This is a genomic window from Streptomyces sp. S4.7, from assembly GCF_010384365.1.
In the GTDB taxonomy this organism is placed as follows: domain Bacteria; phylum Actinomycetota; class Actinomycetes; order Streptomycetales; family Streptomycetaceae; genus Streptomyces.
The window spans coordinates 2,433,364-2,447,016 of record NZ_CP048397.1 but is presented as its reverse complement, the minus strand read 5'-3'; the positions used below and the strand labels follow the sequence as shown (position 1 = coordinate 2,447,016).

General features: G+C 71.5%; 11 protein-coding genes. 8 read left to right on the top strand and 3 right to left on the bottom strand.

Features of this window, described 5'->3' with window-relative positions; genetic code table 11:
• Positions 1-4: 4 nt before the first annotated feature.
• Entirely contained in the window at positions 5-1,162 is a 1,158-nt protein-coding gene (locus SSPS47_RS10685) for an acyl-CoA dehydrogenase family protein (protein ID WP_164250569.1), read from the bottom strand.
• Between the two features lie 189 nt (positions 1,163-1,351).
• Positions 1,352-2,716: an aminotransferase class I/II-fold pyridoxal phosphate-dependent enzyme gene (locus SSPS47_RS10680; RefSeq protein WP_164250567.1), complete on the bottom strand. Its 1,365-nt coding sequence runs from the start codon at positions 2,714-2,716 to the stop codon at positions 1,352-1,354.
• 205 nt (positions 2,717-2,921) lie between these two features.
• On the opposite strand from SSPS47_RS10680, the gene SSPS47_RS10675 reads away from it, so the two are divergent.
• The 5 genes from SSPS47_RS10675 to SSPS47_RS10655 all read left to right on the top strand — a co-directional run bounded on the left by SSPS47_RS10675 (position 2,922) and on the right by SSPS47_RS10655 (position 7,660).
• Complete coding sequence (locus SSPS47_RS10675; RefSeq protein ID WP_164250559.1) at positions 2,922-3,977, top strand: hypothetical protein; 1,056 nt, start codon at positions 2,922-2,924, stop codon at positions 3,975-3,977.
• Between the two features lie 19 nt (positions 3,978-3,996).
• Entirely contained in the window at positions 3,997-4,815 is an 819-nt protein-coding gene (locus tag SSPS47_RS10670; protein WP_164250557.1) for a carbon-nitrogen hydrolase family protein, read from the top strand.
• The gene (locus SSPS47_RS10665) at positions 4,812-5,762 is read left to right on the top strand and encodes an ABC transporter substrate-binding protein (protein WP_164250555.1); all 951 of its coding nucleotides are present in this window, start codon (positions 4,812-4,814) and stop codon (positions 5,760-5,762) included. The genes SSPS47_RS10670 and SSPS47_RS10665 overlap by 4 nt, the downstream gene beginning before the upstream one ends.
• Positions 5,763-5,825: 63 nt before the next feature.
• On the top strand, positions 5,826-6,827 hold the full coding sequence (locus SSPS47_RS10660; protein ID WP_239064842.1) for an amino acid ABC transporter permease: 1,002 nt from the start codon (positions 5,826-5,828) through the stop codon (positions 6,825-6,827).
• A gap of 80 nt (positions 6,828-6,907) precedes the next feature.
• Entirely contained in the window at positions 6,908-7,660 is a 753-nt protein-coding gene (locus SSPS47_RS10655) for an amino acid ABC transporter ATP-binding protein (RefSeq protein WP_239065240.1), read from the top strand.
• Positions 7,661-7,693: 33 nt separating this feature from the next.
• Here SSPS47_RS10655 and SSPS47_RS10650 read toward each other — a convergent pair whose 3' ends face one another.
• A complete protein-coding gene (locus SSPS47_RS10650; protein WP_164250549.1) occupies positions 7,694-9,148 on the bottom strand; it encodes a PucR family transcriptional regulator in 1,455 nt (484 codons plus the stop codon).
• A 132-nt stretch (positions 9,149-9,280) separates the two neighbouring features.
• Between SSPS47_RS10650 and SSPS47_RS10645 the strand changes: the two genes are divergently transcribed.
• The 3 genes from SSPS47_RS10645 to SSPS47_RS10635 all read left to right on the top strand — a co-directional run bounded on the left by SSPS47_RS10645 (position 9,281) and on the right by SSPS47_RS10635 (position 13,653).
• Positions 9,281-10,783, top strand: coding sequence for a sodium:solute symporter (locus SSPS47_RS10645; RefSeq protein ID WP_164250547.1), 1,503 nt, complete (start codon positions 9,281-9,283; stop codon positions 10,781-10,783).
• Positions 10,784-10,942: 159 nt separating this feature from the next.
• The gene (speB, locus tag SSPS47_RS10640; protein ID WP_239064841.1) at positions 10,943-11,965 is read left to right on the top strand and encodes an agmatinase; all 1,023 of its coding nucleotides are present in this window, start codon (positions 10,943-10,945) and stop codon (positions 11,963-11,965) included.
• Positions 11,962-13,653 carry a thiamine pyrophosphate-binding protein gene (locus tag SSPS47_RS10635; RefSeq protein WP_164250545.1) on the top strand — a complete coding sequence of 564 codons (1,692 nt, stop codon included), beginning with the start codon at positions 11,962-11,964 and terminating at the stop codon, positions 13,651-13,653. The genes speB and SSPS47_RS10635 overlap by 4 nt, the downstream gene beginning before the upstream one ends.

The following is a 13,653-nucleotide window of genomic DNA, read 5'->3' as shown; positions in this document are numbered from 1 at the left end:
CGCCCTACAGGCCCATGGACTTGGCGATGATCATCTTCATGACCTCGCTGGTGCCGCCGTAGATGCGGTTGACGCGGTTGTCGGCGTACAGGCGGGCGATCGGGTACTCGTTCATGTAGCCGTAGCCGCCGTGCAGCTGGAGGCACTTGTCGATCACGCGGTGTGCGACCTCCGTACAGAAGAGCTTGGCGGAGGCGGCCTCGGCGGCGGACAGCTCGCCCGCGTCGTGGGCCTCGAGGGCGCGGTCGCAGACGGCCTCGGCGGCGTCGACCTCGGCCTTGCAGGCGGCGAGTTCGAACTTGGTGTTCTGGAAGGAGGCGACGGTCTTGCCGAAGACGGTGCGGTCCTGCACGTAGTTCTGGGCGAACCGGATCGCGGCCGACGCCTGCGCGTACGCGCCGACGGCGATGCCCAGGCGCTCCTGCGGCAGGTTCTGACCGAGGTAGGAGAAGCCCTTGTTCTCCTCGCCGAGCAGGTCCTCGGCGGGCACGTGGACGTCGGTGAAGGACAGTTCGGCGGTGTCGGAGGACTTCAGGCCGAGCTTGTCGAGCTTGCGGCCGACCGCGTACCCCTCGGACCGGGTGTCCACGACGAGGAGCGAGATCCCGTGCCTGCGGTCCTCCGGGCTCGGCGGGGCGGTGCGGGCGCAGACGATGACCCGGTCGGCGTGCACGCCGCCGGTGATGAAGGTCTTCGCCCCGTTGAGGACGTAGTGCGAGCCGTCGGCGGAGAGCTTGGCCGTGGTCTTCATGCCCGCGAGGTCGGATCCGGTGCCGGGCTCGGTCATGGCGATGGCGTACATGGTCTCGCCGGTCACGAAGCCGGGCAGCCACCGCTTCTTCTGTTCCTCGGTGGCGTACGCCTTCACATAGGGCAGGCAGAGCGCGACATGCACGCCGGAACCTCCGAAGGAGACGCCCGCGCGGGCGCACTCCTCCGAAATGATCGCCTGGAACTTGAACGACTCCTCGCCCGCGCCGCCGTACTCCTCCGGCACCTCGATACCGAAGATGCCCAGCTCACCGAGCTTGTAGTAGAAATCGCGGGGGACCAGGCCCTCGGCGTACCACTCGTCGTGGACGGGCACGACCTCGGCCTCGATGAAGGCGCGGAGGGTCTCCCGGAACGCCTCGTGGTCCTCGTTGTAAACGCTACGGCGCACGGAAGCCCTCTCCTTCGGTTCGAATCACTGCCGGAACATGTCTAAGCGCTTGCTCAGTCCAAGTTACCCAGCGGTTCGCACGGGTGTCCAGAGAGCGGGGGTGTCAGCGGCGTCACAGCCTCTTCGGGATGCGGCGATCGCGGGTGGTGAACTGCTCGACCGCGCTGCCGACCCGGGTGACGGGCGCGATCAGCCCGGTCGACCCGTCGAGGCCGATGCCGCCAGGGCGATCAGTGCCGCCGCCTCGTCCAGCGCCTGCGGATCCTCCGTGAGGCGGCTGGTGGCGATCCGTACGTGAGGGGCGGCGTAGGAGACGCAGAAGCGGCTGCCCGGGGAGACGGTGACGCCCCGCGCCGCCAGGGTGACCAGCGCCGACGTCTCGTCCGCGACCGGTACCCACAGCATCAGCCCGTCCCGGTTGGCGGTGTCCACGCCGTGGCCGGCCAGGCGGTCTGCCAGCGCGCGGCGGCGCAGGTCGTAGCGGTGCGCGGCGGCCCGTACGCGGCGGGTCGTGTCGTCGTGGGTCAGCAGATACGCCAGGGCGTCCTGGAGGATCCGGCTGGTCCACCCCGTACCGAACGTACGCAACACCCGTGCCCGCTCCACGGCTTCCCTGGGCCCGCCGACCACCGCGATGCGCAGGTCGGGCCCGTACGATTTGGAGTACGAGCGCACCAGCGCCGTCCGGTGCGGGAGATGGGCGCCGATGCTCGCCGCCGGGCCCATGGCGACGGGGCCGATGCCGTCGTCCTCGATCACGACGACGTTCGGGGAGCCTTCGAGCAACGCGGCCAGCGCGGCGGCCCGTTCCTCGCTGACCGTCCAGCCGCACGGCGCCTGCGCCCGTGACTGGTGCAGGAAGAGCGCGGGACGCTGCCGCAGCGCCTCGGCCAGGGAGTCGGGGCGCGGCCCCTCGGTGTCGCAGGCGACCGGCAGGATCTGCGCGTCGAGCGCTTCGAGGATGTCCAGCAGTCGCGCCGCCGTCGGTTCCTCCACCGCGACCCGGTCGCCGGGCACGATCAGGGACTGGCAGAGCAGTTGTACGCCTTCGTAGCCGCCGCCCACGGCCGTCCAGGCGCCCGGCTCGAACGGCCAGGTGTCCCGCACGGCATCCAGCAGTGCGGGTGTGATGGCGCAACGGGAGTAGTCGTTGAGCCGCGGACTCCGCGCCCCGGCGAGCAGGGCGTCCTCCAGCGCGGGCAGCAGGGCGGGGTCCGGGGCGGCCACGGCGAGATCCAGCGTGAGATGGGACCCGAGGTCCCCCACACGCTCGAAACGGGCCGGGTGCGGGACGGTCGGCGGCCCGCTGACGACGCTGCCCCGGCGGCCGAGCGTGGTGATCATCCGATGCCTGCGCAGCGCCGCCCACGCCTCCGCCACGGTGCCGGGGCTGACGCCGAGTTCGGCGGCGAGGCCGCGCACCGTGGGCAGGGTGCTGCCGGGCGCGAGTTCGCCGGATCTGATGAGGTCGGTCATCGCGGCCGCGATCCCGCGTGCGCTGGAGTCCGGGATGTGTGCGGCCAGTCCGGTCCTGGTCACCAGGTTCTCCTGCATTGCCCCACCCCATGCCTGTCCGGGCCGCGCCCCGCTCCGCCGTGCGGCGGATGACGGCAGGTTACCGCACGAAGAAATTATGTTCGGGAACAAACAAGACCTTGTTTGCCCCATGGCTGAACAATAGTGTTCCAGCCATCGCCCGGCCGAATGTGGCCGAAAGTGAGCTATGTGTGAAGTGCGTTGAATGCAAGGAGTGCCCGCTGTGTCTTCCCCCGCGCCGAAGTCCGCGCCGAAGCCCGCGTCGTCGTCCGCGTCATCTCCCGTGATCCGCCTGGGACTTCGCGACTGGGACCATGTCGTACCGCTGGCCTCCGGGCTGGTGGACGTCGCGGGCTTCGCCGTCTGGGTCGACTCGCGCGACACCACCCCGGACGTACTCGCCGAACCCGGACTCGACGGCGGCGAGACCTCGTTCAGCCGCTACGTCCAGGCCCGCGCGGCGGGCGACGACCGGCTGGTCGGCCTGCCCGCGTTCGTCATGCGCGGATTCCGCCAGCGCTGCGTCCTCGTACGGGTGGACAGTCCGCTGCGTACCCTCGCCCAGCTCGCCGGGACCAGGGTCGGACTCACCGGCTGGCCGGACTCCGGCAACACCTGGACCCGCGCCCTGCTGCGGGCGGAGGGCGTCGATCTCGCCGGGGTGACCTGGCGGGTGGGCCCGCTGACGGCGGGGGAGCCGGGCAAGGACCGGCTGGGCGGCAGACCGCTTCCGCCGAACGTCCGCGCCATGGGTGAGGGCGAGACGCTGGAGGGTGAGCTGGCCGCGGGCCGGCTGGACGCGATACTCAGCCCGTTCATGCCCGCGGAACTCTTCACCCGCGACAGTCGCTTCCGGCATCTGCTGGACGACCATCGGGCGGCCGAGCGCGCCTACTGGGCGGCCACCGGTTTCGTCCCCGGAATCCACCTCGTCACCCTCAAGCGCGAGGTCGTCGAGGCCCATCCCGCGCTGCCCGCCGCGCTGCTCGCGGGCCTTGAGCGGTCCAAGCGCCGCTGGGTCGAGCGGCGCAGGCTGCTCGCCGACACCACGCCGTGGCTGCTGCACGAACTGACCGAGTCGGCCGTCCTCTTCGGCGGCGACTGGATGCCGTACGGGGCCGAGGCCAACGCGGAGATGACCAGCGCCTTCTGCGAGGAGCTGTACGCGCAGGGGGTCTGGCCCGAACCCATCGACCCCGCCGTGGTCTTCCCCGACCCCACGCTCGCGACCGTCCCCGACGCCGCGCTCGCCCACCCTCTTCCCCTTTCCGCCGCCTGATCCTCCCGGAGCCGTCACCATGCGCATAGCCGTCGGACAATTCGCCGCCAGCCCCGACTGGAAGGACAATCTGGCCGCCTGCCAGGAACTCACCGCCGAGGCGGAACGGGGCGGCGCGGATCTGCTCGTACTCCCCGAAGGGGTACTGGCCCGCTTCACCGAGGACCGCCACCGCATCCGCGAGGTCGCCCAGCCGCTGGACGGCCCGTTCGTCAGCGAGCTGCGCGCGACGACCGTCGGCAGCCATGTCGCCGTCGTCGTCGGCATCCATGAACCCTCCGACGACGGGCGGGTGTTCAACACACTCGTCGCACTTCGCGACGGGGAACTGGTCGGCACGTACCGCAAGATCCATCTCTACGACGCCTTCGGCGACCTGGAGTCGGCGAACGTACGCCCGGCGGACGAGCCTCCCGTCGTCATCGAGGTGGCCGGCACCAAGGTCGGCCTCATGACCTGCTACGACGTGCGCTTCCCCGAACTGGCCCGGCTCCTCGTGGACGCCGGCGCCGAGGTCCTGGCGCTGCCCGCGGCCTGGGTGCGCGGCCCGGCCAAGGAGCGCCACTGGGAGGTCATGATCACGGCGCGGGCGCTGGAGAACACCTGCTGGGTCGCGGCGAGCGGCGAGTGCGGCCCGCGCAACATCGGCAACAGCCTCGTCGTGGACCCGCTCGGCACCGTACGCACCCGGCTCGCCGCCGTACGCGGACTGGCCTGGGCCGAGGCCGACCCCGACATCACGTCCGCAGCCCGCCGGACCCTGCCCGTGCTGGCCAACCGCCGGTTCGCCGTCGACCCGGCCGTCATTCCCCTCGCACCATCTGGAGCCCACTCATGAGTTTCCCGAAACGCTTCCCGAAGAGTGCGGGGTTCGCCACCGCCCTCGCCTGTTCCCTCGTCCTCGTCGGCTGCGGCAGCAACCCGCCCCAGTCCAAGGGCGCCACGGACAGCACCGGGGCTGCGGACCAGGCCAAGCCCGATCTGACCGTGGACAAGGAACTGAGCGCACTGCTTCCTGAGAAGGCGCGCGCCTCCGGCAAGCTGATCTCGGTCAACAACGGGTCCTTCCCGCCGTACGAGATAGCGGGCTCCGACGGGCACAGCCTCACCGGGGCCTCCGCCGACCTCTCCGACGCGCTCGGGCAGCTGCTCGGCGTCACGATCGAGCATGTGACGGCGGACGGCCTGCCGAGCGCGCTGACCGGTATCAAGGCGGGCCGCTACGACCTCGCGATCGGCCCGATCGGGGACTTCAAGGACCGTCAGGGCGCCAACGACTTCGTCGACTGGGCACAGGAGTTCGTCGTCTTCGCCGTGAAGAAGGGGAACCCGCAGGGCATCAAGGACCTCGACACCGCCTGTGGCAAGCGGATCGCCGTCATGGGCGGCGGCTCCGCCGAAGGCGTGATCAAGAAGCAGGCCGAGAAGTGCGTCACGGACGGCAAGCCGGCCGTCAAGGTCCAGTCGTACAAGGACCAGCCCGGATCGATCCTGGCCGTACGGTCCGGCAGGGCCGACGCGTTCTTCTCCTCGCAGGCGCCCCTCACGTACTTCGTCTCCCAGGCGAAGGGCGACCTCGAACTGGCCGGAACAGGCCAGGCCAACGGCTTCAACGACCTCTACCAAGGCGCGGTCGTCGCCAAGGACTCGCCGCTGCGCGACGTACTCCTGAAGTCGATACAGAAACTCATCGACAACGGCACCTACGGCCAGATCATGAAGCAGTGGGGTCTGTCCGCCAACCAGCTCGACGAGCCCGGAGTCAACCTCGGCGGCGACGCCTGATCCCAGTGAGGAGGTGAGCCGACCATGGCCACCGCACACTCTCCCACCTCTACCGATTCCACCATGAAAGCCGCCACGGACGATGCCGGTGGCGCAGCCGAGCCGGGTGCGGTCCCCGCCGTGGACGTGGCCGGAGCCGCCCACGTACGCCATCCGATGCGCTGGCTGTCGGTCCTGGCCCTCGCCGTCCTCGGCGCCCAGTTCGCCCACTTCCTGGTGACCAACACCAACTTCGAATGGGCCACCGTAGGTAGCTACTTCGGTGCGCAGGCCATCGGGCAGGGCATCGCCACGACCATCGAACTGACCGTCATCGCCATGCTCATCGGCATCGTCGGCGGTGTACTCGTCGCGGTCGGCCGCATGTCGGAGAACCGCGTGCTGAGCGTCGTCTGCGGCGCGTACGTCTGGTTCTTCCGCGGGATCCCGGTCCTGGTCCAACTGGTGTTCTGGTACAACCTGTCGGCGCTGCTGCCCCGGATCTCCTTCGGGGTGCCGTTCGGCCCCGAGTTCGTCAGCGGACAGACGAACTCGCTCATCACCCCGCTGCTCGCCGCGATCCTCGGCCTCGGGCTCAACGAGGCCGCCTACATGGCCGAGATCGTGCGCGGCGGCCTGCTGGGCGTCGACCAGGGGCAGACGGAGGCCGCCGCCGCGCTCGGCATGGGCAAGAGCCGGGTACTGCGGCGCGTGGTGCTGCCGCAGGCGATGCGGTTCATCGTGCCGCCCACCGGCAGCCAGGTGATCAACATGATGAAGGCCACCTCGCTGGTGAGCGTCATCGCCCTGGCGGATCTGCTCTACACCGTGCAGTCGATCTACAACCGCACCTTCGAGACCATCCCGCTGCTGATCGTGGCCTGCCTCTGGTACCTGGTCATGACGAGCGTGCTCTACGTCGGTCAGTCGTTCATCGAGCGGTACTACGCACGCGGAGCGACCCGCCAGACCCGGCAGGGCTTCTGGGACTTCGCGCTCTTCCGCCGACGCGCCGCCGCGGCCACGTCGCCCACCTCGCCCACCTCGCCGACCGAACCCACCGCCGAGAAGGAGGAGACGCCATGAGCGAGGACATCTCGACCCAAGACGCCTTGGCGAAGGCCCCGCAGGGCACCGATCCGGTCGATCCCGCCGCCGCGCCGCCCCTGGTGGTCGCCCACGGCGTGCACAAGCGGTTCGGGCACCTGGAAGTGCTGCGCGGTATCGACTTCGACGTGCGCGCGGGCGAGGTCGTCGTCCTCATGGGGCCTTCCGGGTCCGGCAAGTCGACCTTCCTGCGGTGCATCAATCATCTGGAACAGATCGACGCGGGCTCCATCCATGTCGGCGGACGGCTGATCGGCCACCGCACCTCCGGCTCCCGCGTCCACCATCTGCGCCCCCGCGAGGTGACGCGGCAGCGCCGTGACATCGGCATGGTGTTCCAGCACTTCAATCTCTTTCCGCACCAGACCGTCCTGGGCAACGTCATGGAGGCACCGGTCGGGGTGCTCCGGGTGCCGAAGGCCGAGGCGCGCAAGACAGCGCTCGCGCTGCTGGAGCGCGTGGGCCTGTCGGACAAGGCCGGCGCCTACCCGAAACAGCTGTCCGGCGGCCAGCAGCAGCGGGTCGCCATCGCCCGCGCGCTGGCGATGCGGCCCAAGCTGATGCTCTTCGACGAGCCGACCAGCGCCCTGGACCCGGAACTCGTCGGTGAAGTACTCGCCACGATGCGCGACCTGGCCCGCGACGGTCTGACCATGATCGTGGTGACCCACGAGGTCGGGTTCGCCAAAGAGGTCGCGGACCGGGTGGTCTTCATGGACGGCGGGCGCGTGCTGGAGAGCGGCACCCCTGAGGACGTGCTCGACCGGCCCTCCAACCCCCGGACCCGCGCCTTTCTCGGACGTTTCCTCTGACGGCCGGGAAGGTACGGCCACCGCGGGCACCTCTCACAGCCGCCGCAACGCGAACCACAGATCCATCCGTACGTCCGCCTCGTCCAGGTCCGCCTCCAGCAGTGACGCGCAGCGGGCGATGCGCTGGCGCACCGTGTTGCGGTGGACCCTCAGGGCCACCGCCGTACGGTCCCAACTGCCGTGCAGCGACAGCCAGGTGCGCAGTGTCTCGGCCAGCGCGGGGGAGCCGGCGATCGGGGCCAGGCGGGCGCGGGCGTGAGCGGCGGCCTCTTCAGGAGGCACGAGCGCGGTGAGGGCGTCGGAGCCGGGCTCCCGGTGGCGGACGAGATCGGCACGGGTGGCCTCCGCGTGGCGCAGCGCGCGCTCCGCCTGGGTGTCCGCCTCGGCCAGTCCGGCGGGGCCGGCCGGGGCACTCACCCCGAGCGTCCAGCCCGCCTGGCCGGTGACCGGCCGGTCGGTGAGCACACGGACGGTCGCGCCGTCCGTCTCGGCCAGCGCGCTGCCGAGCGCCGCCGCCAGCGCGGACGCGGCGAAGGGCGTGTCGCCGCCGTGCGCGTGCACGACCGTCCAGGGTCCGGGGCCGAGCAGCGCCGCCGCCTCGGTGGGCGTGGCGCCCAGCAGCAGCCGTACCAGCGCCGCCGAGCGCGCGGCCTCCGCCGCGCCCTGGTGCGGCGCCGTGAGCAGCGACAGCAGGACGACCGCCACGCCCGTGACGGTATGGTCCCCGGCCTCCCGGCCTCCGGCGGCGACACCGAGGACGAGGCCCTGGCCGCCGCCCAGCGCGTAGGCGGCGAGGCGCGCGCCGCCGACGGTGTCGGTGGCGGAGGTGGGCGGGGAGGTGGCGCCCGGCGGGTTCACCACGCGGGCCAGCCGGGCCAGGGCCGTGCGGCAGCCGGGCGCCGGGTCGCGGCCGGTCGCGTGCAGCTCCGCGCCGTCCGGGGCGAACAGCACCGCGCGTCCGCCGAGCCGCACCGCGAGCTGGCGCAGCACCGCCGGGACCGGGTCCGGACGGGCCGCCGCCGCGGCGAGGCCCTGCTGGGCCTCGGTGACCCTGCGCAGCTCCCGGTGGCGGGCCTCCGCCATCAGCCGCCACACTCCGCGCGCCACGGTCGTGAACGGGGTGCGCCGGGGAATCTCCAGCAGCGGCAGCCCGTGCCGGTCGCACGCCTCGACGAGGCTGTCCGGGACCGTGTCGTACACCGGCGCGACCCCGAAGCCGAGCGCCGCCGCGCCCGCCTCCACAACCCTCCTCACATAGGTCTCGGCGTGCGCGTCCGTGAGCTGCACGCCCGCCGTCAGCAGCAGCTCACCCCCGAGCAGATACGGGTACGGGTCGGCCATCTCCGAGGTGTGCACCCAGTGGACGGCCACCCGGTCCGTCGGTGCGTCCGGCAGCCCCGCGATCAGCCGCAGGCCGAGCGAGCCGTCCGCGAGCAGCGCGGCCAGCGAAACCGGCGGGGTGGGAGGCGGGGCGGAAGGTTCCGGCATGGACGGTCCATCCATCGGCGGCGGAAAGAATGGATGAAACGTACACTTCAGCGTTCCTTTCCGGCCACCTACCGTCGACTCGCACAAGGCCGGACCCCCGGTACCCCCAGGAGTCGATCAGGAGGAAGCCCCATGGTTGTGGACTACGCGGTGATCGTCGTCTATCTCGCCGGCATGCTCGCCATGGGCTGGTGGGGCATGCGCCGCGCCAAGTCCAAGAGCGAGTTCCTGGTGGCGGGCCGCCGGCTCGGCCCCTGGATGTACTCCGGCACGATGGCCGCCATCGTCCTCGGCGGCGCCTCCACCATCGGTGGCGTCGGCCTCGGTTACCAGTACGGTCTCTCCGGCGCCTGGATGGTCTTCACCATCGGCCTCGGACTGCTGGCCCTGTCGGTGTTCTTCTCCGCCCGCATCGCCCGGCTGAAGGTCTACACCGTCTCCGAGATGCTCGACCTCCGGTACGGAGGGCGCGCCGGCATCATCTCCGGACTGGTGATGTGGGGCTACACCCTGATGCTCGCGGTCACCTCGACCATCGCGTACGCCACGATCTTCGACGTCCTGTTCGACCTGCACCGCACCGTCGCCATCGTCCTGGGCGGCGCGATCGTCGTCGCGTACTCGACACTCGGCGGCATGTGGTCGATCACGCTCACCGACATGGTGCAGTTCGTCGTCAAGACGATCGGCGTACTGCTGCTCCTGCTGCCCATCGCCGTCGTCAAGGCGGGCGGCTTCAGCGAGATGAAGGCGCAGCTTCCCACGGAGTACTTCGACCCCCTGGGCATCGGCGGCGAGACGATCTTCACGTACGTGCTGATCTACACCTTCGGCATGCTGATCGGACAGGACATCTGGCAGCGGGTGTTCACCGCGCGCGGCGACTCCACCGCCCGCTGGGGCGGCACCGTCGCCGGTACCTACTGTCTCGTCTACGCGATAGCCGGAGCCGTCATCGGCACCGCTGCCAAGGTCCTCTACCCGAAGCTGCCGAGCGCCGACGACGCGTTCGCCACCATCGTCAAGGACGAACTCCCGCCCGGCGTACGGGGACTGGTACTGGCCGCCGCCCTCGCCGCCGTCATGTCGACGTCCTCCGGCGCGCTCATCGCCTGCGCCACCGTCGCCAACAACGACATCTGGGCGCGGCTGCGGGAGCTGTCCGGGCAGCGGGGCGGCCGACCCGAGACGGCGGGGGAGCGGGACGAGGTACGGGACAACCGCGCCTTCATTCTCGTCATGGGCCTCGCCGTCATCTGCATCGCCATCGCGCTCAACGACGTCGTCGGGGCGCTGACCGTCGCGTACAACCTGCTCGTCGGCGGCCTGCTGGTGCCCATCCTCGGCGGCCTCCTGTGGAGGCGCGGCACCGTGCAGGGCGCGCTCGCCGCGATGGTCGTGGGCGGACTCTCGGTGGTCGGCCTGATGATCGCGTACGGCATCCTGGCCAACGAGCCCATCTACTACGGGCTGATCGCCTCGCTGGTGGTCTACGTCGTCGTCAGCCTGGCGACGAGGCCGACGGACGCGGCCGTGCTGGCCGCCTGGCGCCGACGCCTCGCGGGCGAGGGCGCGGAGGGCGCCACCGGGGACGGCCCCCGGGAGCCGACCGTCCCCGCCGGGAGCACGAACTGACGCGGTGACCGGAGAGGTCCACCGGGGCGCGGCCCACGAGCCGCGCGACCCCGCCGCCGTTCCCGGCCGGAACACCGGCCCTGCCGGGCCACCGAACGCACTGTCGGTGGGTGGGGTCATGCTGGACACGTACACGCACCACGAAAGGGCTCCACGAGCATGAGCAGCGCAGCAGGACCCGACACCCCCGGCGCCACGGCGGCCGAGAGCCGGGAAGACGGCCCGCGCGGGCCCGTCGACTCCTCCCGTGTGCCCCGGTTCGCGGGGCCCGCCACCTTCGCCCGGCTGCCCAGGCTGGACGAGGTCGGGACCGCCGATGTCGCCGACATCGTCGTTGTTGGAGTGCCGTTCGACAGCGGGGTGTCCTACCGGCCCGGCGCCCGCTTCGGCGGCAACGCGATCCGCGAGGCGTCCCGCCTGCTGCGCCCGTACAACCCCGCCCAGGAGGCGTCGCCGTTCGCGCTCGCGCAGGTGGCCGACGCCGGGGACATCGCCGCCAACCCGTTCAACATCAACGAGGCGGTCGACACGATCGAGGCGGCGGCCGACGGCCTGCTCTCCACCGGCGCTCGCCTGATGACCCTCGGCGGCGACCACACGATCGCGCTGCCCCTGCTGCGCTCGGTCGCCAAGAGGCACGGCCCGGTCGCGCTGCTCCACTTCGACGCCCACCTGGACACCTGGGACACCTACTTCGGCGCCGAGTACACCCACGGCACCCCGTTCCGCCGCGCCGTCGAGGAAGGCATCCTCGACACCGAGGCTCTCTCCCACGTCGGCACACGCGGGCCGCTCTACGGAAAGAAGGACCTGGACGACGACCACCGCATGGGCTTCGGCATCGTGACCTCCGCCGACGTCATGCGGCGCGGCGTCGACGAGGTCGCCGACCAGCTCCGGCAGCGCATCGGGGACCGCCCGCTGTACATCTCGATCGACGTCGACGTGCTCGACCCGGCCCACGCGCCCGGCACCGGCACGCCCGAGGCCGGCGGGCTCACCTCCCGCGAACTCCTCGAAATCCTCCGGGGACTGGCCTCCTGCCACCTGGTGTCGGCCGACGTGGTCGAGGTCGCCCCGGCGTACGACCACGCGGAGATCACGTCCGTCGCCGCCTCCCACACGGCATACGAACTGATCACGATCATGTCCCGCCAGATCGCGGAGGACCGCGCGAAGTGACACACGACCACCACCACGAGATCCCCCGCTACACCCCCGAGCAGACGGCACGGGCCCTGAACCCGCCCGCCGGGCGGAGCGGCGGCGACCTCGTCGTCGAGACACTGCACGGCCTCGGCGCCACCACCGTCTTCGGCCTGCCCGGCCAGCACGCCCTGGGCATGTTCGACGCCCTGCGCCGCTCCGACCTGGAGTACGTCGGGCTGCGCGTCGAGAACAACGCCGGATTCGCCGCCGACGCCTACGGCCGTGTCACCGGCGAGGTCGCGCCCCTGCTGCTGTCCACCGGACCGGGCGCCCTGACCTCGCTCGCCGCGCTCCAGGAGGCCGCGGCGGCGTCCTCGCCCGTGCTCGCGATCTCCAGCCAGATCCCGTCGGCGGGCCTCGGCGGCGGCAGGCACGGCTACCTCCACGAACTGCGCGACCAGCAGGCGTCGTTCCGCGACATCGTCAAGTCCGTCCACGTCGTCCGTACGGCCTCCCAGATCCCGTCCGCCGTCGCGGCCGCCTGGGAGTCCGCGCTCACCGCGCCGCACGGACCCGTCTGGGTCGAGATCCCGCAGGACGTCCTCCTCAAGGAGACGACACTGCCGCTCGTCACCGCCGTCGACGCCACCCCGCGCGAACTGCCGCCGCGCCCGGAGCTGATCGCCGTGGCGGCCCACGCCCTGTCCCACGCGCGGCGACCCGTGATCATCGCGGGCGGCGGGGTCGTACGGGCGGACGCCGCCGGGAAGCTGCGGGCCCTCGCCGAGAAGCTGGCCGCCCCCGTCGTCACCACCTTCGGCGGCAAGGGCGCGTTCCCCTGGGAGCACCCGCTGTCGCTCCAGTCCTGGCTGGAGGACCGGCACACCACCGACTTCCTGGAGGACGCCGACGTGGTGCTGGTCGTCGGCTCCGGGCTCGGCGAACTGTCCTCCAACTACTACACCTTCCGCCCCCGCGGCCGGGTGATCCAGATCGAGGCCGACCTCGGCAAGCTGGAGTCCAACCTCCCGGCGCTCGGCGTCCACGCCGACGCGCGGGAAGCCCTGTCCGCGCTGCTGGAATCGGTGACCGAGCGCGACGATCCGGCCGCCGCCGAGTCCGCGCGGGACGCGGTCCGTACGGTGCTCGCGAAGGTACGGAGCCGGATCGACGCCCAGGACCTGGCACTGGAGCAGCGGGTGCTCGCCTCCGTACGAGAGGCGCTGCCCGCCACCTCCCCCAGCTTCTGGGACATGACGATCCTCGCCTACTGGGCCTGGTCCGCCTGGCCCGGCCCGATGCACTCCGGCCAGGGTGCCGGCGGCCTCGGGTACGGCTTCCCGGCGGCCCTGGGAGCGGCGGCGGCCGACGCCACGAAGCCCGTCCTCGCGGTCTCGGGCGACGGCGGCGCCATGTACTCGATCGCCGAGCTGGCCACGGCCCGGCAGTACGACCTCCCCGTCACCTGGCTGATCGTCGACGACGGCGGCTACGGCATCCTGCGCGAGTACATGACGGACGCCTTCGGAGAGAGCACCGGCACCGAGCTGGCCCGCCCGGACTTCGTCGCGCTCGCCGAGTCCTTCGGGGTGCCCGCGGTCCGTACGACCCCCGAGGCGCTGCGGGAGGACCTCTCGAAGGCGCTGGCGGCCCCCGGCCCCTCCGTGGTGGTGCTCCCGGCCCTCCTGAAGCTGTTCGCCCCGACCCACCTGCCCACGTAG